At 65.6% G+C, this 26078-nt stretch carries 31 protein-coding genes; 14 read left to right on the top strand and 17 right to left on the bottom strand.

Features of this window, described 5'->3' with window-relative positions; translation table 11 throughout:
- Positions 1-54: 54 nt before the first annotated feature.
- The 5 genes from phbB to ACEN98_RS24760 all read right to left on the bottom strand — a co-directional run bounded on the left by phbB (position 55) and on the right by ACEN98_RS24760 (position 3987).
- Entirely contained in the window at positions 55-801 is a 747-nt protein-coding gene (gene phbB / locus ACEN98_RS24780; protein WP_413387544.1) for an acetoacetyl-CoA reductase, read from the bottom strand.
- A 117-nt stretch (positions 802-918) separates the two neighbouring features.
- Positions 919-1473, bottom strand: coding sequence for a hypothetical protein (locus ACEN98_RS24775; protein WP_413387543.1), 555 nt, complete (start codon positions 1471-1473; stop codon positions 919-921).
- An 84-nt stretch (positions 1474-1557) separates the two neighbouring features.
- A complete protein-coding gene (locus tag ACEN98_RS24770) occupies positions 1558-2424 on the bottom strand; it encodes a zinc-dependent peptidase (RefSeq protein WP_413387542.1) in 867 nt (288 codons plus the stop codon).
- 21 nt (positions 2425-2445) lie between these two features.
- Complete coding sequence (locus tag ACEN98_RS24765) at positions 2446-3204, bottom strand: glutathione peroxidase (RefSeq protein WP_413387541.1); 759 nt, start codon at positions 3202-3204, stop codon at positions 2446-2448.
- A gap of 168 nt (positions 3205-3372) precedes the next feature.
- Positions 3373-3987: a winged helix-turn-helix domain-containing protein gene (locus ACEN98_RS24760; protein WP_198119214.1), complete on the bottom strand. Its 615-nt coding sequence runs from the start codon at positions 3985-3987 to the stop codon at positions 3373-3375.
- Between the two features lie 550 nt (positions 3988-4537).
- Between ACEN98_RS24760 and ACEN98_RS24755 the strand changes: the two genes are divergently transcribed.
- Together ACEN98_RS24755 and ACEN98_RS24750 are read left to right on the top strand one after the other, a co-directional pair.
- Positions 4538-5584 (top strand): OmpA family protein, encoded by a 1047-nt coding sequence (locus tag ACEN98_RS24755; protein WP_413387540.1) that lies wholly within the window; start codon positions 4538-4540, stop codon positions 5582-5584.
- 91 nt (positions 5585-5675) lie between these two features.
- Entirely contained in the window at positions 5676-6596 is a 921-nt protein-coding gene (locus ACEN98_RS24750; protein WP_413387539.1) for a YihY/virulence factor BrkB family protein, read from the top strand.
- Positions 6597-6633: 37 nt separating this feature from the next.
- Here ACEN98_RS24750 and ACEN98_RS24745 read toward each other — a convergent pair whose 3' ends face one another.
- From ACEN98_RS24745 to ACEN98_RS24735, 3 genes are all read right to left on the bottom strand, one after another.
- Positions 6634-7911 carry an AI-2E family transporter gene (locus ACEN98_RS24745; protein ID WP_413387538.1) on the bottom strand — a complete coding sequence of 426 codons (1278 nt, stop codon included), beginning with the start codon at positions 7909-7911 and terminating at the stop codon, positions 6634-6636.
- Between the two features lie 128 nt (positions 7912-8039).
- A complete protein-coding gene (locus tag ACEN98_RS24740) occupies positions 8040-8354 on the bottom strand; it encodes a BON domain-containing protein (protein WP_056127494.1) in 315 nt (104 codons plus the stop codon).
- Between the two features lie 67 nt (positions 8355-8421).
- Positions 8422-8970, bottom strand: a complete 549-nt coding sequence (locus ACEN98_RS24735) for a hypothetical protein (RefSeq protein WP_413344246.1) — start codon at positions 8968-8970, stop codon at positions 8422-8424.
- Positions 8971-9175: 205 nt separating this feature from the next.
- Between ACEN98_RS24735 and ACEN98_RS24730 the strand changes: the two genes are divergently transcribed.
- Positions 9176-9652, top strand: coding sequence for a glycine zipper 2TM domain-containing protein (locus ACEN98_RS24730; protein ID WP_413387537.1), 477 nt, complete (start codon positions 9176-9178; stop codon positions 9650-9652).
- Between the two features lie 165 nt (positions 9653-9817).
- Here ACEN98_RS24730 and ACEN98_RS24725 read toward each other — a convergent pair whose 3' ends face one another.
- From ACEN98_RS24725 to ACEN98_RS24700, 6 genes are read right to left on the bottom strand one after another with little or no spacing between them, the layout of a single operon-like run.
- The gene (locus ACEN98_RS24725; protein ID WP_413387536.1) at positions 9818-10183 is read right to left on the bottom strand and encodes a hypothetical protein; all 366 of its coding nucleotides are present in this window, start codon (positions 10181-10183) and stop codon (positions 9818-9820) included.
- A 15-nt stretch (positions 10184-10198) separates the two neighbouring features.
- Positions 10199-10585, bottom strand: a complete 387-nt coding sequence (locus ACEN98_RS24720) for a phage holin family protein (protein ID WP_056127481.1) — start codon at positions 10583-10585, stop codon at positions 10199-10201.
- An 18-nt stretch (positions 10586-10603) separates the two neighbouring features.
- Positions 10604-10942 (bottom strand): DUF883 family protein, encoded by a 339-nt coding sequence (locus tag ACEN98_RS24715; protein WP_413345247.1) that lies wholly within the window; start codon positions 10940-10942, stop codon positions 10604-10606.
- A 37-nt stretch (positions 10943-10979) separates the two neighbouring features.
- Entirely contained in the window at positions 10980-11516 is a 537-nt protein-coding gene (locus tag ACEN98_RS24710) for a ferritin-like domain-containing protein (protein WP_413345245.1), read from the bottom strand.
- A gap of 59 nt (positions 11517-11575) precedes the next feature.
- Positions 11576-12493, bottom strand: coding sequence for an OmpA family protein (locus ACEN98_RS24705; protein ID WP_371762989.1), 918 nt, complete (start codon positions 12491-12493; stop codon positions 11576-11578).
- 40 nt (positions 12494-12533) lie between these two features.
- Complete coding sequence (locus ACEN98_RS24700; RefSeq protein ID WP_413387535.1) at positions 12534-12929, bottom strand: DUF4398 domain-containing protein; 396 nt, start codon at positions 12927-12929, stop codon at positions 12534-12536.
- A gap of 186 nt (positions 12930-13115) precedes the next feature.
- Here ACEN98_RS24700 and ACEN98_RS24695 point away from each other — a divergent pair, with 186 nt between their 5' ends.
- The 3 genes from ACEN98_RS24695 (at position 13116) to ACEN98_RS24685 (ending at position 15884) form a co-directional block, all read left to right on the top strand.
- Positions 13116-15176 carry an AsmA family protein gene (locus tag ACEN98_RS24695; RefSeq protein ID WP_413387534.1) on the top strand — a complete coding sequence of 687 codons (2061 nt, stop codon included), beginning with the start codon at positions 13116-13118 and terminating at the stop codon, positions 15174-15176.
- A 125-nt stretch (positions 15177-15301) separates the two neighbouring features.
- Positions 15302-15634 carry a BON domain-containing protein gene (locus ACEN98_RS24690; RefSeq protein ID WP_413387533.1) on the top strand — a complete coding sequence of 111 codons (333 nt, stop codon included), beginning with the start codon at positions 15302-15304 and terminating at the stop codon, positions 15632-15634.
- Between the two features lie 28 nt (positions 15635-15662).
- Positions 15663-15884 (top strand): glycine zipper 2TM domain-containing protein, encoded by a 222-nt coding sequence (locus ACEN98_RS24685; RefSeq protein ID WP_036237051.1) that lies wholly within the window; start codon positions 15663-15665, stop codon positions 15882-15884.
- Between the two features lie 63 nt (positions 15885-15947).
- Here the strand turns inward: ACEN98_RS24685 and ACEN98_RS24680 are convergent, their stop codons facing one another.
- On the bottom strand, positions 15948-16679 hold the full coding sequence (locus ACEN98_RS24680) for a Crp/Fnr family transcriptional regulator (RefSeq protein WP_413387532.1): 732 nt from the start codon (positions 16677-16679) through the stop codon (positions 15948-15950).
- A 225-nt stretch (positions 16680-16904) separates the two neighbouring features.
- On the opposite strand from ACEN98_RS24680, the gene ACEN98_RS24675 reads away from it, so the two are divergent.
- The 6 genes from ACEN98_RS24675 (at position 16905) to ACEN98_RS24650 (ending at position 20484) form a co-directional block, all read left to right on the top strand.
- Positions 16905-17738, top strand: a complete 834-nt coding sequence (locus tag ACEN98_RS24675; protein WP_413387531.1) for a glycine zipper 2TM domain-containing protein — start codon at positions 16905-16907, stop codon at positions 17736-17738.
- A gap of 216 nt (positions 17739-17954) precedes the next feature.
- Entirely contained in the window at positions 17955-18185 is a 231-nt protein-coding gene (locus ACEN98_RS24670) for a hypothetical protein (RefSeq protein WP_413387530.1), read from the top strand.
- A gap of 87 nt (positions 18186-18272) precedes the next feature.
- Entirely contained in the window at positions 18273-18419 is a 147-nt protein-coding gene (locus ACEN98_RS24665; RefSeq protein WP_105378160.1) for a lmo0937 family membrane protein, read from the top strand.
- A gap of 131 nt (positions 18420-18550) precedes the next feature.
- Complete coding sequence (locus tag ACEN98_RS24660) at positions 18551-19222, top strand: OmpA family protein (protein ID WP_413387529.1); 672 nt, start codon at positions 18551-18553, stop codon at positions 19220-19222.
- Positions 19223-19294: 72 nt separating this feature from the next.
- The gene (locus tag ACEN98_RS24655; RefSeq protein ID WP_413387528.1) at positions 19295-19891 is read left to right on the top strand and encodes an NUDIX domain-containing protein; all 597 of its coding nucleotides are present in this window, start codon (positions 19295-19297) and stop codon (positions 19889-19891) included.
- Positions 19892-19923: 32 nt separating this feature from the next.
- Positions 19924-20484, top strand: coding sequence for a DUF3617 domain-containing protein (locus ACEN98_RS24650; protein WP_413387527.1), 561 nt, complete (start codon positions 19924-19926; stop codon positions 20482-20484).
- A 158-nt stretch (positions 20485-20642) separates the two neighbouring features.
- On the opposite strand, the gene ACEN98_RS24645 is transcribed toward ACEN98_RS24650, so the two are convergent.
- On the bottom strand, positions 20643-21479 hold the full coding sequence (locus ACEN98_RS24645) for a branched-chain amino acid aminotransferase (RefSeq protein WP_413387526.1): 837 nt from the start codon (positions 21477-21479) through the stop codon (positions 20643-20645).
- A 124-nt stretch (positions 21480-21603) separates the two neighbouring features.
- On the opposite strand from ACEN98_RS24645, the gene ACEN98_RS24640 reads away from it, so the two are divergent.
- Together ACEN98_RS24640 and cls are read left to right on the top strand one after the other, a co-directional pair.
- Entirely contained in the window at positions 21604-23724 is a 2121-nt protein-coding gene (locus tag ACEN98_RS24640; protein WP_413387525.1) for a site-specific recombinase, read from the top strand.
- Positions 23721-25124 (top strand): cardiolipin synthase, encoded by a 1404-nt coding sequence (cls, locus tag ACEN98_RS24635; protein WP_413387524.1) that lies wholly within the window; start codon positions 23721-23723, stop codon positions 25122-25124. The genes ACEN98_RS24640 and cls overlap by 4 nt, the downstream gene beginning before the upstream one ends.
- 102 nt (positions 25125-25226) lie before the next feature.
- Here cls and ACEN98_RS24630 read toward each other — a convergent pair whose 3' ends face one another.
- Complete coding sequence (locus tag ACEN98_RS24630; protein WP_413341576.1) at positions 25227-26063, bottom strand: metallophosphoesterase family protein; 837 nt, start codon at positions 26061-26063, stop codon at positions 25227-25229.
- Positions 26064-26078: the final 15 nt, after the last annotated feature.

Below are 26078 nucleotides of genomic sequence, written 5' to 3'. Positions count from 1 at the left end.
GCTCCTTCGCAAAAGAACGCCATGGTCGACCCTACGGCCACCGTCAGGTCAAGCTCAATACATGTGTTGCCCGCCGTTGATGGCCAGGTTGGCGCCCGTCATGAAACCGGCGTCTTCCGACACGAGATAGGCGACGAGGCCAGCGATCTCGTCCGGCTCGCCCAGCCGCCCCATCGGGATCTGCGGCAGGATCTTGCCATTCATCACCTCGGCCGGTACGGCCTCGACCATCTTCGTGCGCAGATAACCGGGCGACACCGTGTTGACGGTGACCCCATGGCGCGCCATCTCCAGCGCCAGTGCCTTCGTGAAGCCGTGCATGCCGGCCTTGGCGGCCGAATAATTGGCCTGCCCAAAGGCGCCCTGCTGGCCGTTGACGGACGAGATATTGACGATGCGGCCAAATTGCTGCGCCATCATCGGTTCGATCGCCTGCTTGCTCATGTTGAACACGCTGTCGAGATCGGCACGCAGGACGTCCTGCCAGTCCTCCAGCGTCATCTTGCGCAGGCTGCGGTCGCGCGTGATGCCGGCGTTGTTCACCAGCACGTCCAGCCTGCCCATTTCGGCCAGCAGTTTCTGCATCATCCATTCGCAGTCGCCGTAATCGGTGACGTCGACGCGATACGTCGTGAATCGGTACCCTTCGTCTCTCTGGGCGGCCTGCCACGCGTCAGGCGTGGCATTGCCGGGCGAATAGGTTGCCGCCACGCGGAACCCCTCCGCCTGCAGGCGCCGGCAGATCGCCGTGCCCAGTCCCCCCATCCCTCCAGTCACCAAGGCTACTTTGTTGTCGTGCATGGTTTCGTCGTCCTTCATCAACCTGCCGCGCCGGGTGCGCAGCACGAAACATCGAGTCTAGGGCGATGGACAAAGACGTCGTTGACGAAACGCAAATAGACGCGGGGGGGCGCGGACTCAGTGAATCATGTCGGGCGGCGACGCCGGATCGAAATCGGCCCAGTCGCCATCGACGATATTGCCCTTGGCGCGCTCGATGTGGTGGGCGCCCAGGCCGCGCAGCAGGTCGACGGCGCGCGACTCGAGGCCGGGATCGTCGAAGGCGACCGCGATGAGCATGCCGGCCGGACGGTTTTCCATCGGCGCGCGGCCGCCCTCCTCGCGTTCGCCCGGATCCTTCATCTTCGTAAAGCTGAACAGCGAGCCGACGTGGGCGCCCAGCAGGCCGCCGACCACGGGGCCCAGCGGTCCGGTCACGGGCGCCGTCGCGGCGCCGGCCACGATACCGACCGCCGCACCGGCACCGGCGCCCTGGGCCACGCCTTCCGGCGATTCCTTGGCGCCCGGCGAGTGGATGTTGTCGCCGCCAATCGGCGTCAGGTCGTGCTGGCCCGGCTGGCTCAGGTAGAAACCGCTGATGCGTTCGCTCGGGAACCCGGCGTCGATCAGGGCATGGCGCGCCCGCTCGACGTCATCCTGCAGCTGGAAGTGCCCTGCAATGATCGTGGACATGGATGACCTCCTGCATATAAAGGTGTGGCCATGATGCCTCCCGCTGGGCTCGGTCTCTGTACGCGAGCGCACGCAGCGTAGCCGCTAGCGCCACTGTCCGTAGACCATGCCGTAGTGCTCCGGTTCCGGCGCCGGCGCGGGAAACCAGTCGCGCGGGTCCACGCGGTAATACGCCTGGAACTCCGCATACAGATCCGGATGGCGCGCGGCCAGCTCGTGCGGCTGCTCGAAGAAACTCTCCGTCGCCACGGCGAAGAACTCGGCCGGATTCGTGGCGCCGTACGGATCGAGCACGTCGCGCTGGCCCCAGTAGGCATCGCGCCGCAGCAGCGCGAAATCGCGCGACAGCGTTTCCGACCAGCTCCGGTAGCGCTCCGGGCTGCCGAGGAAGGGCGCGCCGTTGTTGCTGCCCGATTCGCTGTCGAGCTGGTGCGCGAACTCGTGCAGCACGACGTTGTGCGTGCCCTCGGCCGCCAGGCCGGCGCGGCGCACGTGTTCCCACGACAGCACGACGCGCCCGTCGCCCCACGATTCGCCCAGCAGATCCTGGCGCGTTTCCGTGACGACGCCGGCCGCGTCGTGCTCGCGCCGCGGCACGAGGAACGCGCCCGGGTAGACCAGCACGGCGTGGAGGCCCGGATACACGCGGCTGTGCCGGTTCAGCAGCAGCAGGCACGCCTGCGCGGCGATCGTCACGCGCATCTCTTCCGTCACCTCGAGTCCGGCGCAGCCGACGAACGTCTTCTGGTGCAGGAACTGCTTGACGAGGCGCTGCAACTGCGCGCGCAGGTCGGGCGGCATGCCCCGGTACTGGTCGACGTTGCGCTCGATGATGCCGAGCTGGGCCGCGGTGAGCGGACGCGCCAGCACGCGCCGCAGACGCCAGCGCGGCAGCAGCCACGCGAACAGCACGCCGAGCGCGAGCACGGCGCAGACGATAGCGGCTTCCATCGTGTTCTCCCGATACCGGCGTTACTGGGCCTCTTGTGCGCGCGGCGCGAAATATGCGGCGACCGCCTCCGCATCGCCGATCAGCTTGCCGCCGATGAAGACCTGCGGCCACGTGGTGGCGCCGGCGACGGCGCGCAGCACGCTGGTGGTGATCTTCGCATCCTGCGGGATGTCCGTAAAGACGATGCCATTTGCCTTCAGCACGGCCTTGGCGCGCGCGCAGAACGGGCAGCCCGGCTTGGAGAACATCACGACGGGCTCGCGCGGCGTGGCGTCCGGGTTGAGGTAGCGCAGCATGGTATCGGCGTCCGACACTTCGAACGGATCGCCTTCCTTGTCCGGCTCGATGAACGCCTTGGCGATGATGCCGTCCTTGACGAGCATCGAATAGCGCCACGACCGCTTGCCGAAGCCGAGGTCGCGCTTGTCGACGAGCAGTCCCATGCCTTCCGTGAAGTCGCCATTGCCGTCGGGGATCATGGTGATGTTGCCCGCCTCCTGGCCGGCCTGCCAGGACTGCATCACGAAGGCATCGTTGACGGAAATGCAGACGATCTCATCGACACCGTTCTCGCGGAAGGCGGGTGCCAGCTCGTTGTAGCGCGGCAGGTGTGCCGAGGAACAGGTCGGCGTGAAGGCGCCGGGCAAGGCGAACACGACGACGGTCTTGCCCTTGAACAGTTCATCGGTCGTGAGGTCGCGCCACTGGTCGTCGGGGCGCGCCTTGAACGTCACCTGGGGAACGGGTTGGCCTTCCAGGGATTCGGCACTCGGCAGCATGGAGTCTCCTTGATGGGTAAGCGGTCGGGGTGCCGCACCCGGCATATGAGCACGCTTGTCGCCTTTTCAATTGGAATCCTGCAAAAAAAACAGCGCCACCCGGCCTCTCGGCGGGGTGGCGCAGCTGATAGCGGCCACGTCGTGCGACCGCTATCAACGCCAGCGCGCTCAGACGCGCTCTTTGGCGACCTGGCTCGGCGGCGGGCCGAACAGTGCGGCGACGAGCGGGTCGCGGGTCACCGGGCTGCGGTTGACGCGGATCGCGTAATGGGTGTCGTCGGCCAGGATGTGGAAGTGGCGGCCGGTGCCGGCCATGCTCTGCTCGCGCAGGCCTGGACGCTCCTTGCGCGGGGCGGCGCCTTCGCGCTTGGGCTGGCAGATCGCGCCCAGGAAGGCCTTGACGCGCTCCGGATCCGGCGAAATACGGTACACGGCCTTGCCGAGGTAGGTGGCGGTACCTTCGATGTAGCGGGCCAGTTCGATGACGCCGGCTTCGCGCAGGTCGCGGATGTATTTGCGGGCGCCCGACGGCGAGAATTTGAGGAACCAGGCGATTTCGTCGGCGAGCATCTCGTGGGTCTGCAGCTCGCCGATCAGCTTCTGCATGTTTTCGATACGGCGCTGGGTAGCCGACGTCGACCGCACCCGCTCGATCGGCGCGAGCGAAATCGGAGCGCGCTCGGTCGGCTGCGGTGGGACGCGTTCGATCAGTGCAGAGTTACTGGAAGTGTGCACCGCGTTGAGTTCGCCTTGTACCGCATTATGGTGAGTCGCTGCATGCATATTGGTTTACTCCGTGAAAAGGACGATGTTCTGTGTATGGCCCGGACCGCCGTATTCGTGTATGACCACCTGACAACACGCCGGTTCCGCTTAACTGGATACAAGATTGCCTGCCTCATCACCCCCGGTCTGTGCGCCATCCAACATTTCTAAAAATTTCTGAAAAGTTATTCATCCCTAAAAGCAAGAGAAACGCGATTGCGTATTGACGCTCGACAAATTGGTAGGGCTCAACGGGAACCGCCCGCACGGCTTGCAATCGAAGCGGTATCGACCTGACCGCGTGACATGACAATTCCGTAATAAAAGGAGACGCGCATGCACGAAGGGCGACGTTATAAGAAGTAAGCGACGGTTAACGCGCAGTTAGTAACATCCTGAAACAAACCGCAATCATGGCATAAATGGCTACGTTGTAAAATCGCCACAACAACCGGCTGTTAGGTGCGCTAACGCACTGACCCGAAAAATGGCCGACTTGTAAGCTTGACATCAACATCACTGCAAGTCTTGCGATGTCAAGTACCTTTACAACTTATGGGAGTTACCTGTGAATAATACGAAGAAGATCGCTCTGGCCGCCGCCATTCTGTGCTCCGCCGGAACGGCCCTGGCTCAGGACACCACCGAGGTCATCAATCCGTCGTGGTACATCGCCCCGACGATCGTCGGCATCAAGCCCGACCATGATTTCCTGACCTCGAAGAAGGACTGGGGCGGCGGGTTGAAGTTTGGTAAGGCCGTGCATCCGCTGTGGGATATCCAGATTGGTGCCACCCAGGCACGCGTCGACGACAACGGTTACAACTACCGCCAGACCCTCGTCGGCGTCGACGCCCTGCTGATGCTGTCGCGCAAGACCTTCCGTCCGTACCTGCTGATCGGTGTCGGCGGCGAACGCGACCACGAGAGCAATCCGATCCGTAACGTCTCCGGCTGGTCGCCGTATTACCAGGCCGGCGTCGGCTTCCAGGTCAGCATGAACGAGCAGTGGTCCCTGCAGGCCGACGTGCGCGACGTGCGCGCCCACCTGCGCGACGACGACAAGTTCGGCTTCTCGCGCGCCAACACCAAGTACGCGACGTTCAGCCTGAACTACGCCTTCAACCCGCCGCCGCGCCCGGCACCGGCACCGGCGCCGGAACCTGCCCCGGCTCCGGTCGTCGAGGCGCCGGCCCCGGCACCGGCCGCTCCGCCGCCGCCGCCGGCCCGCTTCGAGAAGGTGACGCTGTCGGCCAGCGAACTGTTCGCCTTCGACAGCGCCACCCTCTCGTCGCCGCAGCCGAAGCTGGACGACATCGCCGCCGCGCTGCAGGCCGACCCGTCGATCACCGACGTGGACATCACCGGCTACACCGACCGCCTGGGCTCGACCAAGTACAACCAGAAGCTGTCGGAGCGCCGCGCCAACGCCGTGCGCGAGTACCTGATCGCCAAAGGCGTCGATTCCAACCGCCTGAAGGCCTACGGCAAGGGCGAGCAGAATCCGGTCGTGACCGACTGCCACCAGAAGAAACGTTCGGAGCTGATCGCCTGCCTGGCACCGAACCGCCGCGTGGAAGTGGAGCCGATCACTATCGAGCGCCGCGTACAGTAACGCCTCGACGCGGGGCTTCGTCCCCGCCTACCGCTGGGCGTAGGCCCCGGAACGCGCCTTCGGGCGCGTTCGTCTTTTTGGAGGTTACCTGATGGCAGTACAAAACTGGATCCCCTTCTCGCGCCAGGTCGTCCATGTGATGCGCTGCGCCGTGACCGAATGGCTGGACCACCGCGCATCGAGCAAAGGCGCCGCCCTCGCGTTCTACACGCTGTTCTCGCTGGCTCCCATTCTCGTGCTCGTTATCGCGATAGCCGGCTTTTTCTACGGCACCGACGCCGCGCAAGGCCAACTGCTGGACGAGCTGCGCGGCCTCGTCGGCACCCAGGGCGCGGAAACCATCCAGGCGATCCTGGCCGGTGCCCGCAACAAGGAAAGCGGCAAGCTGGCGACGATCATCGCGACGGTCCTGCTGCTGGTCGGTGCGACGAGTGCGTTCGCGGAACTCAAGGACAGCCTGGACGAAATCTGGGACGTTCCGCCGTCGAAGGACGCCACCTGGTGGGACACCGTCCGCACCCGCCTGCTGTCGTTCGGCCTGATCCTGACCCTGGGCCTGCTGCTGATGTTCACGCTGGTCGTGTCCGCCGCATTGACCGTGCTGGAAAAATACCTGGGCGGCATGTGGCACTCCGCGACGATCATCCTGGGCTGGGTGGCCTGGGCCGTCAGCTTCCTCGTCATCGCCGTGATGTTCGGCGCGATCTACAAGCTGCTGCCGCGCGTAAAACTGTCGTGGCACGACGTGACCATCGGCGCCCTCGGCACCGCGATCATGTTCACCGTGGGGAAGTTCGCGATCGGCCTGTACATCGGCAACAGCGGCACGACGAGCAGCTTCGGCGCGGCCGGTTCGCTGATCGCGCTGCTGCTATGGGTCTATTACTCGGCGCAGATTTTTTTCCTGGGCGCGGAATTCGCCCGCCAGTACGCGCTGCAGATGGGCAGCCTGAAGGACAAGCACGTCCCAGGTGCGCCGCCGCCGGATGCGCGCCCGTCGCCCGTGCACTGAACCACCGCGGCGCCGTTGCCCCGGCGGGACGGCGCCGTCATTCGCCAAGCAGTTCGGCGATGACTTCCATCCCTTCCACGCGTTCCGCCACGACCTTGATCACGACGACGACGGGCACGCCGAGCAGCAATCCCCACATGCCCCACAGCCAGCCCCAGAACAGCAGGCTGACGAACACGGCCGCCGGATTCATCTTGGCGATCTTGCCCGTCATCCAGGTCGTGACCACCATGCCGACGAGCGTCGCGATCCCCAGCGACGCACCCGCCACGAGGATCACCATCTGCAGCGATTCGAACTGCAGGAAGGCGACGAGGCCCGTGGCCGACGTGATCAACAGCGGGCCGAAGTAAGGCATGATGTGGGCGACGCCGGCGAAGATTGCCCACGCGCCCGCATTTTCCAGGCCGATGAACCGCAGCGCCACCCACATCAGCAGCGCCAGCAGCACGTTCGTGACGAGCAGCATGAACATGTAGTTCTGGATGGACGTGTTGATGTCCTCGAGGATGTGCACCGTCACTTTTTTCTGCGTCAGCGACGGCCCTGTCAGCTTGACGAGCTTGCGCTTGAACGTGTCCCCGGCCAGCAGCAGGAAGAACACGAGGAACACGACCATCGTGGCTTGCGAGATGAAACTGGCCAGGCCGACGGAACCGGCCAGCAACCAGTCCATGATGCGGAAATTGCTGCCACCGGGCGTTTGGGCGACGGCCGGTGCCGCTGCACGCCGCGGCGCCGCCGTCCGCTTCGCACTGCCCGCGTTGGCGGCGGCCTGTTCGAGTTCGGCCGCGGCGGCCTGGACCTGCTGGATCGTCGACGGCCCGTCCGAGCCATCCGTCAGGATGCGCGTGACCTTGTGCGTCAGGGTCGGGAGTTCATCGACGATGTTGAGGAACTCGCCCTGCACCCGGTGCATGGTGAGCGCCATGCCGACGAGGATCAGGCCCGTGACGAGCGTCGCGCCGATGGCGCGCCGGATGTGCCAGCGCTCGAGCCAGCGCACGACGGGACTCAGCGTGTAGGCGATAAAAATGCCGAGCAAGAGCGGCACGAAGAAATTCTTGGCCCACTGCAGGCCGAAGACGAACGCGACGGTGGCGATCACGCCGAGCGTGAGACCACGCGCGTTGACGTGGACGGGCAGGCGCAGGTTGCCGTGGGCAGCGCCGAGCTCTTCGCCCGTCGGTGCTCCATCGGTGTTGACGAGGCCGGCTTCACGCGCCGCCTGTTCGACATCCGCGGGCGCCGCGGCAACCGGCGTGACTGGGTTGGATGCCTCGGATGTTGCGGAGCCGGATTGGGCGAGCTGCATGGTACCTGCCTGAAAAAAAACAGCCGGTCCCGGGCACCCGCCGGCAGTCTCCTGCCAGGGCGGATGCCGCGTGGCGCGGCAATCGACACGACTGTCGGGCCGGCCCGCGCACGAGCCGCCCGGTCAGCTTATTTTACGCGGATGTCGTTCTTGACCGACGACACACCTTTCACGCCACGTGCGACGTCGGCGGCCTTCTGCGCATCCTGCGGCTGGGCCACGAAGCCCGACAGCTGCACGTCGCCCTTGTAGGTCTCGACATTGATCTCGGTGGCCTTCAGGGTCGGCTCGTTGAAGATCGCAGCCTTCACTTTTGCGGTGATGGCGGCGTCGTCGATGTACTCGCCGGTGCTTTCCTTGGTCGGGCTCGACGAGCAGCCGACGACGGTGAAGGCGACAGCGGCGGTGAAGATGGCGGTGGCGATGCGTTTGGTTGCGTTCATGGTGAACTCCTTGTTAGTGGTGGTACTTGGTTGTGCTCTTCATGAGCGGGGTGCGGTTATCAGCCGGCTATTTTCCGAACTCGGCCTTCGCAGCCGAGACGCATTGATCCTTGGCGGCGCCGGCGAACGCGTCGCATTTCTCCATGGCGACACGGTACGCGGCGGACAGCTTGTCCTCGCGCGCTTCGTTGCGCGCTTCGATCGTTTTCTGGTCGGCCTTCGCGTCGGCCTGCGCGGCGACCAGACGGGCCTTGGCCTGTTCCTGGCACACGTCCTTGTCGTTGCCCGTCAGGCCGGCGCAGCGTGCCTTGTCGAGGTCATAGTTGGCGGAGGCAATGCGCATCCGTGCCCGCGTATAGGCCTTCAGCGTGTCCTCGTACTTGGCGCGCGCTTCTTCCTCCATGCGCACGCGCGCGGCCTTCGCTTCCAGCACGCAGACGTCCTTTGGATTGCCGGTGATGGCATCGCAGCGGGCGCGTGCGTTCTTGTACTCGGCCGCCGCCGTGTCGCGTGCCTGCTGGTAAGCCAGCTTCGCTTCCGGCGTCGCCGCGCGGACATGGCCTGCAGCCCACATCAGGGCAGCGGCCAATAACAGGATCATGTGTGGTGTGCGCATTCTTGTTCTCCTTTTGACACTCTTTTTTTCAATCGATGTTGATGTTTTACTCTGCCGTAAGGACGATTTCTGTTCGCTGCCGAACACACGAAAAAAGATGATGAAAAAGCATCGGATGAGCACCCGCAGGTGAGTGCGTCATCGCACAGACCCCATACGCATGACTGCGTAATCTGGTCCCACATCTTTGCCAGGAGAACAAGTCATGAAAGCTACTCGTACCCTTGCCGCCCTCGTCGCGGCCAGTGCGCTCCTCGGTGGCTGCGCCAGCCAGTCGTCCCAGCCCAGCTACGCCAACAACGGCTACAACAATGGCTACACCAACGGCTACGACAACACGGCTTCGACGGGCTACGGCACGATCGAATCGATCCAGGTGACCAGTGGTGAAGGCCGCACGAGCGGTGCCGGCGCGATCGTCGGCGGCCTCGTCGGTGCGTTGGCCGGCAACCAGGTCGGCAGCGGCGGCGGCCGCACGGCGGCAACCGTCGCCGGCGGCGTGGCGGGCGCAGCGATCGGTAACCGTGTGGAAGCGAACCGCGAGGGAGCAGGACAACAGCAGTACGCAGTCAATATCCGTCTAGACAATGGCGAATACCGCACCATCGTCCAGGACAATGTGTACGACCTGCGCGTGGGCAACCGCGTGCGCATCGTCGACGGCCGCGTCTATCGCTATTGAGCGGCGCGCCCCGTGCACACTTCAAGCCGGCTCTGCCGGCTTTTTTAATGGGAAGGATGCGGCGAAGGCATAAAAAGACGGCGTCCAATCGAAGATTGCGACGCCGCTCAAGCCCCACCATATTCGTGAAGGCGCGATCCGGTGGCGAATCGCGCCGCGTTGTCCTTAGTATGCCACTTGCTGCGCGCGTTTGCGCTGCAAGTACCAACCGAGCGCGCCCAGGACGGCGGCCACGCCCAGTGCCGGCTTGCCGAGATTGCGCTTGCGGATGAAGCCCAGCACGGTCAGCGCATACGGGGCCAGGACCGAAATGCTCGTGCCGGTCGGCTTGAGCAATGCATCGGCGCGGGTACGCAGCACCCAGGTCGCGTGGTCGAGCGCCGAATGAAAGATCACTTCGGGGCGCGCCGCGTGCTTGATCTGGGCGCGCGCGTGGGCGACGCCGCTGCGGTAGAACTCGCCGTCGCGCAACAGGGCCCGCTTGCGCTCTTCAAGGGAGCCATGCGTGTGATGGCCGATCGTTTTTTCCATAGCTCGTTCCTCCGGTTACAACAGCATGTCGCGGTCGTTGCGCAATTCCTTCATGGTCTCGGGGAACGCCAGCTTGCCCTGCTTGAGCAGCGAGAGTCCCTTCATCACGAGGATCAGGGTGATTACGGCGAACACGACGAACATGACGAGCAGGATCTTCCAGCCCATTTCTTCCCAGGCCAGCGCCACGATCGTCGCGGTACCGTACGCCAGCGCGAACCACGTGGCCAGGGCGGCCATCGCGAAGATGACCACGAGTTCGATCACGTGATTGCGTACTTCCGACAGCTCGAGCGCGGCAAGTTCCACGCGCGACACCACGAGCCCGAACAGGTTCTTGGCCAGGCCCGTGATCCCACCCATGAGGCCGGGGCTATGCACGACGGTTTCATTGTTATCCATGGCTGCCCCCGACCCGAATTATTTGCGGCCCAGAATGACACCCAGCAGCAGGCCGACGCCGGCCGCCACGGCCACGGTGCGCCATGGGTTGTCCTTCACGTAGACATCGGTTGCGCGCGCCAGTTCCTTGCTCTTGACGAGGGCTTGATCCTGGTACTTGCCGGCCTTGCCCAGCGCCTGGTCGAGCAGTTCCATGCCGCGCTCGCGCAGTTCGTCGGCCTTGTTGCCGGTGAGGGAAGCGGCGGCGCTCAGCAGCGACTGTGCGTCCTTGACGAGCGCTTTCATGTCGCCGGAAGCATTGTTCGCTGCGCCGTTCAGTTGGGAGGCGTTGGCATTGGCGCGGATGGACTCTAACATGATGTACTCCTTGTTGTAGGTAGTGGTGGGTAAGGGTTCAGGCCAGCAGGTCACGCATGTCGTCGGCGTGCTCTTCCTCGGTGGCCAGGATCTCGGTCAGCATGATCGTGGTGGTCGGATCCTTGTCGCCGATGGCCTGGATCATCTGGCGGTAGGATTCGATCGCCACGCGCTCGGCGATCAGGTCGGCGCGGATCATGGCTTGCACGTCTTCCGAATCGTCGTACTCCGCATGGCTGCGCTGGGTCAGCGTGGCCGGGTTGAAGTTCGGCGAACCGTTCAGCTGGACGATGCGCTCGGCGATGCGGTCGGCGTGGTCCTGCTCCTGCTGCGCATGCTCGAGGAACTCGGCCTTGATGTGCCCCGTGTTCGGACCGCTGACCGTGTAGTAGTGGCGCTTGTAGCGCAGCACGCACAGCAGTTCCGTCGCCAGTGCGGCATTGAGCATGCCGATGACGGCTTCGCGGTCGGCCGCGTAGCCCTCGGTGACGGCGCCGTCTTCGAGATTCGCGGCCGCGCGGCGGATTTCCGCGATGTCGAAGCCGTGCGCCAGGTTGGATGCGTTCTGTTCCATGAATCTTCCTCTTTCAGTGAGTTTTCAATCCGGGGGCTCGAGATTTGCGAGGCCCCCATTCAGCGCTGTGCCGCTCGCGGCGGGATCGGTGCGCCGGCGTTCGACAGCACGATCTCCACGCGGCGGTTCAGCTGGCGGTTCGCGGCCGTGTCGTTCGACGCGACCGGGAATGCCTCGCCATAGCCGCGCATGCCGATGCGTTCGCGCGGCACGCCGAGGCCGACGAGGGCCTGGGCCACGGACGCCGCGCGGCGCTCGGACAGGTCCTTGTTGTGGGCCGCGGTGCCCGTGCTGTCGGTAAATCCTTCGACCATGACAGTGCGGTCGGGGTTCTGCGTCATGATCTCGGCCAGTTTTTTCACGGTTGCCATGCCGTTCGCGTTCAGTTCCGCGCGGTCGGTGGCGAACAGCACGTCGCCGATGGTGACGACCATGCCGCGCTCCGTCTTCTGCGCATGCAGTTCGACGAGCAGGGCTTCCAGGCGCGCTGCGCGGTCGGCCTGCTGGGCGGCCTGCTGCTGGGCGGCGGCGGCCTGGGCCTGCGCATCCTGGGCCTGAGCCTGGGCCGCGGCGGCCTGGGCCTGGGCGGCAGCCGCGTCGCGCTTGGCACGGTCGGCCTCGGCGGTGCGGGCTTCCAGCTGGACGCGGTCGCGTTCGCGGGCCGCATTCGCGACCTCCGCCTCGGCGGACTTCGTCTTCGCCACTTCCTGGGCGGTGGCGATCTTCTGCTTGGCGATGTAGGCCAGGCGGTCGATCGTATCCAGGCTCTCGCGCTGGGCGGCGGCCTGGTTGGCGCGGTCGAGTGCTTCGCCGGCCTGCTTGAATTCCATTTGCGCGTACGTCGCGACCTGCGGATTGTTGTTCGCCGCGACGAAGTCGGCGCGCGCCTCGTCCAGCGTGGGTGTGGTGGTCGGGACGGTGCTGCAGCCGGCCAGGGCGATCGTGCCGGCAACGACGAGGGCCTTCAGGAAATTCATTTTCATGATGCTTCCTTTCTGCGGTTCTTGTTATTGGGCTTTATTGCTGCTGGTCGGAATTGGCGCGGTCGACTTCCTGGCGCAGCACGCGCAGGTCCTCGTTGAGCGCGTCGGCGGCGGCCGTGGCCTTGGCCGAATTGGCCTTGCTCTGCGCCAGCTTGGCGTCGGCCTGGGCCTGGATCGCGAGTTCGCGGGCCGTCTTGTAATCCTTGGCGGCCAGGGCCTGGTTGGCGCGCATCATCTTGTCGCGCGCAGCCGAGATCTCCGTCGGCGCCAGCTCGGGTGCGCCGGCCGACACGGCGTTTTCGACGGCATTGTGCGAAACCGCGACGGCAGCCGTGGCCGGGGTCTTTTCCGGGCTGGCGCAGGCAGCCAGCGAAAGCACCACGGCGGCTGCGCCGACCCGCGTCAGCAGGTTCATCGATTTCGTATCCATCTTGCGACTCCTGTTTTTAGATTGTGTTGGTAACGTTATAACCCTCGCGCCGGACGAGATCGGTTCGCTGGCGCACATAGACACGGCCTCGGCCCCCCTGCGGCCGGGCTAAGGTGCGGCACCGCACATTGACGCAAGGACCTTTACGTTAATCTGCGATCAACCCGTCCCACCAGAAGGAAGGCCATGACAACCCAGCCCACCCAACAGCCCAGGCAGGGCGCGCGCATGTCGCGTCCGGTGAAGATCACGCTCGGCATCGTCGGCGTGCTGGTGGCGATTCCCGTCATCGCCATCATCATCGTACTCACGTTCGACTGGAACCGCGCCAAGCCCTGGCTCAACGACAAGGTCAGCGACGCGATCGACCGTCCGTTCGCCATTCGCGGCAATCTCGCCGTGCATTGGGAGCAGCCGTCGAAAAGCATACCGAAAGCGCAGCGCACGTGGCGCGACTACATTCCGTGGCCGCATTTGTACGCGGACGACGTCCACGTGGGCAACCCGCAAGGCCTGCCCCAGCGCGACATGGCCAGCGTGCGCCAGTTCTCGTTCTCGCTCGATCCGTTCGCGCTGCTGGGCCACCGCATCCACGTGCCCGTGCTGCGCTTCGACGGCCCGCAGGCCGAGCTGCTGCGCGTGGACGCCACGCACTACAATTGGGTCTACAAGCGCGAGGAAAAGAAATCGAAGTGGACGCTCGACCTCGAACGGGTCGTTCTGAACAAGGGCACGGTGCACGTGATCGACGCCGTGACCAAGGCCGACGTCACGGCCGACATCGACACGATCGCGAACGACCCGACCTATGGCATCGCCTTCAAGCTGCGCGGCGAGTACAACGGCGCGCCTGTGGGCGGCGGCGGCAAGACGGGTTCCGTGCTGTCGCTGCGCGACCAGGACGAGCCGTTCCCCGTCCAGGCCGACGTGCACTCGGCCAATACGCGCGTCGCCGTCGAAGGGACGGTCACCCGCCCCGCCCACCTCGCGGGCATCGATGTGAAACTGACGCTGGCGGCGCCGTCGATGGCGCGGCTGTATCCGTTCACGGGCGTGCTGCTGCCCGAGACGCCCGCGTTCTCGACCGACGGCCACCTGACGGGCGAACTGGGCGAGAACAAGAGCCGCTGGGTGTACGACAAGTTCAAGGGCAAGGTGGGCCAGTCCGACATCGCGGGCCGCCTCGAATTCGCGACGGGCAAGCCGCGCAACAAGCTCACCGGCAACGTCGTGTCGCACCAGCTGCGCTTTGCCGACCTCGGCCCGCTGATCGGCGCCGATTCCAACGCGAGCAAGCGCGCGCGGGGCGTCGAGGCCGTGCAGCCGGAAAACAAGGCCCTCCCCGTCGAGAAATTCCATACGGAGCGCTGGAAGGTGCTGGACGCCGACGTCCGCTTCACGGCCGACCGCATCGTCAAGGACAAGGACCTGCCCATCAGCAAGCTGCAAAGCCATGTCGTAATGAACAATGGCGTGCTCACGCTGGAGCCGCTGAATTTCGTGATGGCCGGCGGCAACGTCAACTCGAACATCAAGCTCGACGGCAGCAACGCCAACAGCCCGATCAAGGCGACCGCCGACGTCAAGGCGCGCGACATCCACATCAAGGAATTGTTCCCGCAAATCGAAAAGATGCAGGCGACCGTGGGCTCGATCTATGGCGAAGCGAAGCTCTCGGCAACGGGCGATTCCGTCGGCGCGATGCTGGCCGGTGCGAACGGCGAAGTGAAAGGTCTCGTCAGCCAGGGCGTCGTCAGCAAGCTGCTGCTCGAGGAGGCCGGCCTGAACGTCGGCAACATCATCATCACGAAACTGTTCGGCGACAAGGAGGTCAAGCTGAACTGCCTCGCCGCCGACCTGGGCGTGAAGGATGGCGTGGCGCAGACCCGCACCTTCGTGCTCGACACAGAGGAAGCCATCGTCGACATCAATGGCTGGGTGAACATGTCGACCGAACAGATGGACCTGCGCATCAAGCCGGAGACCAAGGGCCTGCGCCTGTTCACGTTGCGCACGCCGTTCTATGTGCGCGGCACGTTCAAGAATCCGGACCTGTCGCTCGACAAGAAAGTGCTCGCGCTGAAAGGCGGCGCGGCGGCCGCGCTGGCCGTCGTCGCGGCACCGGCCGCCGCCCTGCTCCCGCTGATCAACACGGGGCCGGGCAAGGACAGCCCGTGCAATGCACTGCTGGCCAAGGCGGGCGCGAAACCCGTTGCGCCGCCGCCCGGGAAAAGCGCCAAACGTTGAGCCCGGCATGTCACAGTGTTATTTGTCGTACAGACCGCTATGCGAACGACATTTATGCTGGAGTCATGGTAAGGCCGGCGCCGTTCCCGAACAGCAGGCCGGCATCGCGAGGAAGCGCAGAAGGCATGAAACGATTCGGTACAGGCAGGACCCCGGCAGCACTGTCGACATCGGCATTGCTGGCGGCTCTGGCCCTGTGCGGGATCGCGGGATGCGCGACGAACAGCCCGACGGCTGTCGTAGGGCAAACCGATGACGCCGGCATCACGGCCGGCGTGAAGGCCGCCCTCCTCGGCGATGCCAGCCTGAAGGCAAACGAGATCGACGTCGACACGGACCTGGGGGTCGTCAAGCTGAGCGGATTCGTGAGCTCCGCGGACGACGTGGCGGCGGCCGCCGCGGCCGCGCGCACCGTGAGGGGCGTCAGATCGGTCAGGAATGAGCTGCGCCTGAAGTGAGTATGTAACCCACCTTAAGGAGATCAACATGAAGACCATCAAGCACATCATCGCGACCGCAACGCTGGCAACCGTGGCCCTGGGCCTGACCGGCTGCGCCGGCATGTCGAAGCAGGACCGTAACACCGCCATCGGCGCCGGCGCCGGCGCAGTCGTCGGCGGCGCACTGACGGGCGGCAGCGCCGTCGGTACCGTCGGTGGCGCAGCCGTCGGCGGCGTGATCGGCAACCAGGTGAAGACCACGCACTGATCGCGTCTGCACCAAAAGACAATGCCCCGCTTGCCGGGGCATTTTTCTTTGGATCGACGACGGTCAGGCCAGCACGGGCGCGCCGACACCGGCCCCCGCTTCGCGCACGATCTCGTAGCAGGTGCAGGCAGCGGCGGCGAGACGTTCCGGATCGAGGATCTCGATATTGCCGCGGCTGTAGTTGATGAGCCCCTGCTGCTGCAACGCGCTGGCGGCCTTGGTGACGCCCACGCGGCGCACGCCCAGCGCATGGGCGAGGAATTCGTGCGTCAGGTGGAATTTGTCGGACTGCAGGCGATCGCGCGTGACGAGCAGCGAGCGTGCGAGACGCGCCTCCAGCACGTGGTAGCGGCTGCACACCGCGATCTGGATGGCCTGGGCCAGCAGCGCATCCGTGTAGCGGTACAGCACGCGCTGCAGGGCCGGGTTGCGGGCAAATTCGATGCGCAGGCGGTCGGCGTCGATGCGGCTGGCGTTGCCGGCACGCTGCACGACGGCGCGCACCTGCGTCGTCTCGTGGCCGAGCCCGACGGTGGCGCCCAGCATGCCTTCGCGGCCCACGAGGCCCACCTCGAGCGTCATGCGGCCTTCGGCCACGGCCATCAGCGAGATCAGGCAATCGTGCGGAAAATAGATGTGACGGATGATGTCGCCCGGCTCGCACAACACGGCGCCGACGTCCACCTTGACCTGGTCGAGCGCCGGCAGCATCCGTGCCATCTCCTGCGGCGGGAGCGCAGCCAGCAGCAGGTTGGCATTGTGCTCGGCGATCACAGGTGGAGCGGCTGAATTCATCGGACCCTCGCGGTTGGACTTCATCGGTTCACACGTTTGGGAGATTGGCTATTTACACTGCCCGGAAACATTTACTGACAACTTTCAGTCAGCGTACCGGCCGCGCCAGGGCAAGTATGTACGGTGACGCACGGAACGGGGTGTTGTTGCCAGGGACAATGGAAACGTACCGGACTCGAGGCTCGCGACACGCCCTCGTCCCCACCGACACCGGAAAGGAAAGCCATGGACACGCACCCCACCCCGCCCGCCCGGGCGAAGCAACACCCGCTGCTGATCGCCGCCGCGATCGCGGTCATCCTGTTCTGCGCCATCGGCACGGCGGCCATCATGGGCTGGCTGCCGTCGTCGACCGGCCACAACCGCGGCCAGTTGAGCGACGCCGACCGCGCGGCCCTGTCGGCCGGCCTGCAACAGCCGGGCCAGCCGGGCTACGTGGCCCCGGCCACGGCGCCCGCCGCACCGCTGGCGGGCCAGCCGCAAACCACCTACCCGGTGCAAACGCCGGTGCAGCCCACCTACCCCGTCCCGGCCGGCGCGCAATCCTATGCCGCGCCGACCACCGCATACGGCGACGGCGGCAGCCAGGGATCGACGAGTGCCGGCGCCGACTACGCGCCCGCCCCGGCCCCGGCCCCGCAATACGCGCCGGTCGAGCGCGCCCCGGCGCCGAAGGTCACGCATAAATCGACGAAGCTGGCATCCAACGACAGCGGCAGCAACTGGTGCAACAACTGCGGCAACATTGAGTCGATCCGCCAGATCAAGACGCGCGCCCAGGGCAGCGGCGTGGGCGCGGCCGGCGGCGCCATCCTCGGCGGCCTGCTGGGCAACCAGGTCGGCAGCGGTCACGGCCGGCAGCTGGCGACGGTCGCCGGCGCGGTCGGCGGTGCCGTCGTCGGCAACCAGGTGGAAGGCAACATGAAGGCCGACATCAGCTACGAGATCCGTGTCCGCCTCGACGACGGCACGCTGCGCACGTTCCACCAGCACAGCGCCCCGCCGTGGCGCACGGGCGACCGCGTGCGCATCGTGAAAGGATCGCTGCGTTCGGCGTGAGGGAACCCGCATCAACCGGTCAACCGGGGCTTCGGCCCCGGTTTTGTTTTGTCCAGCCGCGTGCTATGTTGGAGACGGGTGCGCGGCGTTTGCACCTTGCACGATCGCTCACTAAGTTTTCTTTTTCGCAATGTGCGTTGGCGCACGGATGAGTTTGCCTCCGCACAGCAGTATCGGCTTCGTACGGCAGAGCTCACTCAAGCGAAAGGACGCGACATGAACAGTCTGGCATGGATCGGCATCATTCTCTGGGGACTTCTTTTGACGGGCTTTGGCCTGGCAAGCGCGGAGCCGGCACCGCAGGCGACGGCGGCCGAGCTGGCGGCGCAGGACGTCTTTTTCCTGATCACGGGCGGCCTCCTGACCTGCCTGATCGGCTGTCTCGGCCTGATGGGCTTCATGGGCTGGATTCCCGGCTTGCACAAGGAACAAAAAAGCGCGACGTAATGTACGGCATCGTACGGAATACAAAGCTTGTTAGTTCGATACTGGATTCACGGCACAGCAACGCCGGTCAACCATGAGGACACTATCATGCTCTACACAATTGCCGTCATTCTCATCATTCTGTGGCTGCTCGGTCTGGTAACTTCCTATACCGTCGGCGGTTTCATCCACATCCTGCTGGTCGTCGCCGTCATCATGATCCTGGTGCGCCTGATCAGTGGTCGAGGCATATAGCAGTATCATAGCGGCACGCGGCGTCGTGCCGGACCGCAGTGACCTGCGGACCTGACCGATCCGTTTCGCGGTCGTGCCCACTGCTGCGGGTGCGACTACGAAACGGATATTTTTTTTTGAAGGAGACCACCATGAAAACAACCCTGATCCGTTCCACCCTGTGCGCCACCGCCTTTGCCGTGGCCGCCACCGGCTGCGCCGACATGAGCCAGACCCAGCGCGGCACTGCGACCGGCGCCGGCGTCGGTGCCGGCCTCGGCGCGATTCTCGGCGCCACGACGGGCGGCGGCGGTTCCGGCCGGGCCACCCGGGGCGCGGTGCTGGGCGCGGCGGCGGGCGCCGTCGTCGGCAACGTCTGGTCGCGCCACATGGAACAGCAGCGCCAGCAGATGGAACAGGCCACGCGCGGCACCGGCGTGCAGGTGTCGCAGACCTCGGACAACCGCCTGAAACTCGAGATCCCGAGCGACGTCTCGTTCGACACGAACCGCTCCGACATCAAGCCGAACTTCCGCCCGATCCTCGACCGCTTCGCCCAGACGCTGAACGAGAATCCGGCCACCAACGTCACCATCATCGGCCACACCGACAACACGGGCAGCGACCAGATCAACCAGCCGCTGTCGCTGGACCGCGCCGCCCACACGCGCGACTACCTGACGGCGCGCGGCATCAATCCGGCCCGCATCACCGTCGAAGGCCGCGCCTCCCGCGAACCGATCGCCACCAACGACGATCCGGCCGGCCGCGCGCGCAACCGCCGCGTCGAGATCTACGTCAGCGAACCGGCCCGCCAGGGTTGACCGCGCGGGCGCGCGCGCCCGTCCATGACGCGCACGGTGTATCCTCGGGCAAGGCCAACCACAGGAGATGCCATGACCCGCGACACCGTGCGCATCGTCCGCGAGGAGATCCTCTCGGACCATTATCTGCCTCTCAAGAACGTCACCTATGCCCAGCGTCGCCAGGACGGCGAACTGCAAGTCCAGTCGCGCGAAATCTACGATTGCGCGGACGGCGCCGCCGTGCTGCTGTACAACCGCGCCCACCGGTCGGTGGTGCTGACGCGCCAGTTCCGCCTCGGCGCCCGCCTGGCTGGCCACGATGGCTACCTGCTCGAAGCGGCGGCCGGCATGCTGGACGGCGCCGACCCGGCCGAACGCGCCATCGCCGAAGCGCGCGAGGAAACCGGCTACGACATCGACCACGTGCAGTCCGCGCTGCAGTTGTACGTCAGCCCGGGATCGACGACGGAACGCATCCACCTGTTCGTCGCGGAGTATGATCGCGCGCGGCGCTGCGACGCCGGCGGCGGCAATCCCGGGGAAGGCGAAGACATCGAGGTCGTGGAACTGGATTTCGACGACGCCCTCGCGATGGTCGAGACGGGCGACATCGTCGATGCCAAGACCGTCCTGCTGCTCATGTACCTGGAGCGCAAGGTGCTGGGACGGCATGGCGAGGCGTCGTGATGCCGCCCAATGTTTAAAAGGAAGGAATAACGATGAACAAATCCATTGCATCCGCGCTCGTGCTGGCGTGTGCCTGCGCCGCGCTCCCGGCCGGCGCACAGGCGCTGAAACCCGGCCTGTGGTCGCTGTCGAACACGATGACGTCGAGCGACCCGCAGATATCGCAAGCGATGTCTGCCATGCAGCAGCACATGGCCAACATGTCGCCCGAACAGCGCCAGCAGATGCAGAAGATGATGCGGCAGAATGGCGTGCAGCTCGACGTCGGCGCCAACGGCGCGCTGCAGACCAAGCTGTGCCTGACGCGCGAGATGGCCGAGCGCAAGGAATTCCCGGTCCAGCAGGGCGATTGCAGGCAGTCGTTCACGCAGCAATCGGCGACGCGCGGCCACATCACGTTCACCTGCACGACACCGAAGGTGAGCGGCGAAGGCGACCTGGTCGCCGACAACGACACGAGTTACCGTGCCCGCATGAAGATCCGGAGCGAAGAACAGGGGCGCAACCAGACCGTGGACGTGGATGTCAGCGGCAAGTGGCTGTCGGCCGACTGCGGCACCATCCGTGCGATCCCCATCCCCCGCGCAAAGTAGTAGCGATTGACCCCAATGGGATCTCCGGGCCAGGCCGCGCGCCTGGCTTTTTTTCGTCAACCTATTTCTCCAATTCGGGGTCAGAGCCCATTCGTTTGCAAATTCGGGGTCAGAGCACATTGCTCTGACCCCGAATTTTCTGACCCCGATTTTTTGTGTCAGGTCGTCTCGGTAAACGCGAGGTAGAGGTCGCGCGCCTGTTTCGCGATCGGGCCGGCCGGCAGTTCGCGCGATTCGTAGCGCGTGCACGGCGCAACCTTGCCGTAGTTGCCGGTGTTGAAGATTTCGCGCGCCGTGTCCAGCTCTTCCGGCTTGACGGTGCGCTCGACGACCTTCAGGCCGGCCTCGCCCAGCAGCGCGATCACGCGGGCACGCGTGATGCCGGCGAGGAACGTGCCGTTCAGCGCGGGCGTGACGACGTCGCCGTCGGCCGTGACGAGGAACAGGTTCGACGTCGCGAACTCGGCCACGTTGCCCGCCGCGTCCAGCAGGACGGCGTTGTCGAAGCCGCGTGACTTTGCCTCGCGCAGCGCGCGCGCCGTGTTGGCGTACAGCGCGGACGCCTTGGCATCCGTCGGGGCCATCGTCGGCTCCGGACGGCGCAGCGCCGACAAACAGGCCGAGAAGCCGGAGAACGGCGGCAGCGGCGCGTCGAACAGCGTCAGCGCGAAGGCGGCCGCTTCCGGCGTCGGGATCAGGAAACCTTCGGAGGCGAACACGAGCGGACGGATGTACAGCTCCGCGTCGGCCGGAAAGCGCGCGACGCCTTCGCGCACGAGCGCTTCCATCTCGTCCACGTTCAGCGGGCACTGCAAGCCCAATTTGTCCGCCGACGCGATCACGCGCTCCAGGTGCGGACGCAGGTCCGGCAGATGGCCGCGCAACGCCCGCGCGCCGTCGAAGACGGACGAACCCAGCCAGACGCTGTGGTCCATGGCACCGAACAACGGCGTATTCCCTTCGGCCCATTGGCCGTTATAGTAAGTCAGATACATGCTGCTCCCCAGTGCTGACGTCAAGCATCAAGTGTAACGCAGGCCTGCCTGCTCGGTTCGTCACCGTACAGTGGCCGCCGCGTATCCGCGCGTACACTGACCTTTCCTAGCTGCGAAGATTCCCATGCTCTCGATTCTCGAACATCTCGACCCGGACAGCGACCGCATCGACCTGCTGGTCGAGCTGGTCGACCGGTTGCGCCCACGCCGCGCAAGCGACCACGACTACGCGCGCGCCCAGGTGCGCACCTTGACCCAGCTGCTGAAGGGTCATCCCGGCCAGGCCTGGACGCTGCGCCGCTACCTGACCCGGCTGCTCGAAACGCGCCGCCACACGAGCCTGTATTCCGACGTCGGCATCCTGTCGAACGACGGCTTCTTCACGGAACTGAAAAAACGCATCGCCTACCGCATCCTGCCGCCCGCGCTGGACGATTCATACCTGTCCGACACGCTCGACCGCGTGCTGTGCCGCGAAGACGATTACCAGTGGATCCGCGCCGTACCGAACGCCGACTGGCTCGAGCTGTTCGACGTGGTCGCGAACGCCGCGCCGCCGGACGGCGCGGAGCACGAATCCGCCGAGTCCTCGCGCGCGCGCAGGATCGTGCTGGCGGGCCTGCTGGACGCCATCCGCACCCTGTCGTGCCGTGTCTGCGCGCTGGGCCTGGAGCCGCGCCTGATTCACGCGCACATGGAAATCGAGGAAGTGGACTCGCCCTTCCTCATGCAGAACATCGAGGCGAACAAATACCTCGACGACTACGGCCGCCTGATGTGCGGCGAGGTCGACACGATGGAAGACGCGCGCCACCTGCTCGTCATGCTCGACCAGTGCGAAGCGGTCGTGCTGAAGATCCGCAGCAAGGCCCTCGCCTCCGGCACGAGCGTCGCGCTGACCTATCTGCTCGTCGCGCTGACCCAGAGTATCGACCGCCTGAGAAAGCTGCTGTTCCTCGTCGACACGAGCGGAGAACTGCCGTCCGCGCCCACCGTGGACGTGGAAACGCTCGCGAACGAGGCGACGCCGCCCACCGAGCCGCCGACGAGCCTGCGCCGCGCGGCGGCCGTCGACCTCGCCCAGGAACTCGCGGAAGCGCACAACACGAAGTACGAGGTGCGCGGCCTGCTGCGCGACAACATCGACCTGCTGGCCCGCAACGTCACGGAGAACGCGAGCCGCACGGGCGAGCACTACATTGCCGAGCGGCGCGCGGACCTGCGCGGCATGTTCGCGTCGTCGGCCGGGGCCGGCATCATCATCGGCTTCATGGCGCTCATCAAGATCCTGATCTCGTACCAGCACCGCGCCCCGCTGATCGAAGCCCTGCTCTACAGCCTCAATTACGCGGCCGGCTTCATGCTCGTGCACGTGCTGCATTTCACCATCGCGACCAAGCAGCCGGCGATGACGGCCGCGCGCATCGCCGCCGCCCTGCACGATACGGCGCAGCGGGGCTCGAGCCGGCGCCAGGTCGACGTCGACAGCATGGCGGCCCTCGTGAATAAAGTGTTCCGGACGCAGATCGTCGCCGTGCTGGGCAATCTCGCGACCGTGATCCCGGTCGCGTGGGCCATCGCCCTCGCCTGGTACTGGATCTTCGGCACGCACCTCGTGAACCCCGCCAAGGCGGAGCACCTGATCGCGGACAGTCACCCGTGGCATTCGCTCGCGCTGCTGCATGCCGCGATCGCGGGCGTGTGGCTGTTCGTGTCGGGGCTCGTGTCCGGCTACTACGACAACAAGGCCCTGTACACGCGCATGGGCCAGCGCGTGCAGCAGCTGCGCTGGCTGCGCCGCCTGCTCGGCGAGGAACGGCGCGCCCGCTTCGCCCGCTACGTCGAGGACAACCTGGGCGGCCTGATGGGCAACTTCGTGTTCGGCGTGCTGATGGGGATCACGGGCACCGTCGGCTACCTCCTCGGCCTGCCACTGGACGTACGCCACGTGACCTTTTCATCCGCCAATCTCGCCATCGGCTTCGTCGGGCTCGGCCAGCAGGTCGATCCGGAAACGATCGCCATCACGTTCCTCGGCATCGCGCTCATCGGCATGGTCAACCTGCTGGTGAGCTTCGGCCTCGCGCTGTGGGTGGCGCTGCGGGCGCGCAAGGTGCGCTTCCGCAACGGATTCCGCCTGCTGCGCGCACTGGGCCGCCGCCTGCGGGCGGCGCCGCTCGACTTTTTCATCGGACCGCGCGACCTCGACGAGGCCGCGGTTGCCAACCCGAGAGGTTTCAAATGAGACTCCGACAGCGCTTTGCACGTTACTGTTCCCCGTTCGCCTGGCTGATGGCCCTGTGCCTCAGTTGCGGCGTCGTCGCGTGCAAGTCGCTGCCGGATGTCGAACCCGAAGCGCCCGCGAAGGCCGTGCCCACGATCGCGACGACCAAGGGCGCCCTGGCGCCGAAGCAGGCGTCCGCCCTCGTGGCGCGGCGCTGGGCCAATGCGAGCGGCAACCTGAAGGCGCTGGCGGCGCTGGAAGAACAGGCGACGGGCGTCCCCCTCATCGCGGGCAACAAGGTCATGCTGCTGTTCGACGGCCCCGCGACGATGCGCGAAATGATGGCCGCCGCGCGCGCCGCCACCAGTTCCATCAACCTCGAAACCTATATCTTCGACCAGGACCAGGTCGGGATCGAATTCGCCGACGTGCTGATCGAGAAGCAGCGCCAGGGCGTGGCCGTGAACGTGATGGTCGACGCCGTCGGCGCCCTCGCGACGCCGGCCGCCTTTTTCGACCGCATGCGCCAGGCCGGCATCCGCGTGCTGGTCTTCAATCCGGTGAATCCCGCCAAGGCGCGCGGCAAGTGGGAGCTGAACAACCGCAACCACCGCAAGCTGATGGTCGTCGACGGCAAGGTCGCGTTCACGGGCGGCATCAACATCAGCAGCACGTATGCGAACAGCTCGCTGTTCCGCTCGCGCCAGAAGCCGGACCAGGTCGACGGCGACAAGGTCGGCTGGCGCGACACGCACGTGAAGATCGAAGGCCCGGCCGTCGCGCCGCTGCAGTGGTCGTTCGTGAACCTGTGGGTGCAGCAGGAAGGCGGCGAGCTGCCGCAGGCCGAATATTTCCCGACGCTGGCGCCCGTCGGCGACAAGATCGTCCGCGTGCTCGCGTCCGACCCGGCTCACGAATCCGACATCTACAAGGCGCTCGTCGTCGCGATCAGCGAGGCGAAGAAATCGATCCACGTCACGTCGGCCTATTTCGTGCCGGACCAGCAGATCGTCGACGCGCTCATCGCCGCGGCGAAACGCGGCGTGGACGTGCGGCTCGTGCTGCCGGGCGTGTCGGACCACAGCCTGATCCGCTACGCCGGCCAGGGCTTCTACGACCAGTTGCTGGCCGGCGGCGTGCGCATCTTCGAGCTGCAGATCGCGGTGCTGCACGCCAAGACGGCCGTGATCGACGGCGGCTGGTCGACGATCGGCTCCGCCAACATCGACCGGCGCAGCTTCATCCACAACTACGAACTGAACGTGGTTGTCATCGATCCGGCGTTCGGCGCGGCGATGGAAAGCGCGTTCAACGAGGATTTGAGGGACTCGAAGGAAGTCACGCTGGAAAGGTGGCGGCACCGGCCGTGGTCCGACCGGATCAAGGAATGGATGGCGCGGCTCGGAGAATATTGGATCTGACCCGTCGCCCCCGCGAAGGCGGGGGTCCAATTTTGCATGAGCCGTCGATACGCGTACTTGGGTCCCCGCCTGCGCGGGGACGACGTTGCCATGCGCCTGCGGCTAAATTCCGGCCGCCATCATCCCATCCGGCACTTCCGTCCAGACGTTCCCGCTGCGCATGAACTTCTCCGTGTTCAGCACCTGGAACTGGTTGTGCACGCTGTCCCAGCCGTAGCGGTCGACTTCGATACGCTGGGGCTCGATACGGAGCACGTTGAACGAATTCACTTCACCCCGCCCGCGCGTGGAGGTCGCCGTGCCGGCCTGCACGACGAGCGCGGCGTATTCGCTGATCTTGTAGCGGGCCTGCGTGTTGCCCGCATGGCTCATGTGCAGGTGGCCCGCCATCAACAGGTCGATGCCCAGTTCCGCGAACACGTCCATCGCCATTTGTGCGCGATCGACGAGGTCATCCTCTTCAGCGCCCTTCGGCAGGTCGAACGGATGGTGCGTGACGACGACGCGCGTAACCTCCTTCGGCAGTCCGGACAGGGTCGCGCGAATCTTGTCCACCTGTTCCTTGTTGACGCGGCCGTCCTTGAACGTGAGCGAACGCGCCGTGTTCACGCCCAGCACCGCGATCTCGTCGTCGATATAGACGGGGTCGAGGTCGTCCGTGATGTAGCGCTTGTAGCGGTCGAGCGGCAGCAGGAACCGGCGGAACACGTTGTACAGCGAAATGTCGTGGTTGCCCGGCACGATGATCTGCGGGCCCGGCAACGTATCGAGCCAGGCCTTCGCTTCCTCGAACTGCTCGCTCCTGGCGCGCTGCGTCAGGTCGCCGGACACGACGACGACGTTCGGCGCCAGCTTGTGGACCAGTTCGCGCAGCGGGTCAAGCAGCATGGCGTCGACGCGGCCGAAGTGCAGGTCGGACAGGTGGACGAGTGTGCGCATGGGGTTCCCCTTTCC

This window comes from Massilia sp. CT11-137 (assembly GCF_047302885.1).
Classification (GTDB): domain Bacteria; phylum Pseudomonadota; class Gammaproteobacteria; order Burkholderiales; family Burkholderiaceae_D; genus Telluria; species Telluria orientalis.
This window is presented reverse-complemented; position numbering and strand designations above follow the sequence as displayed.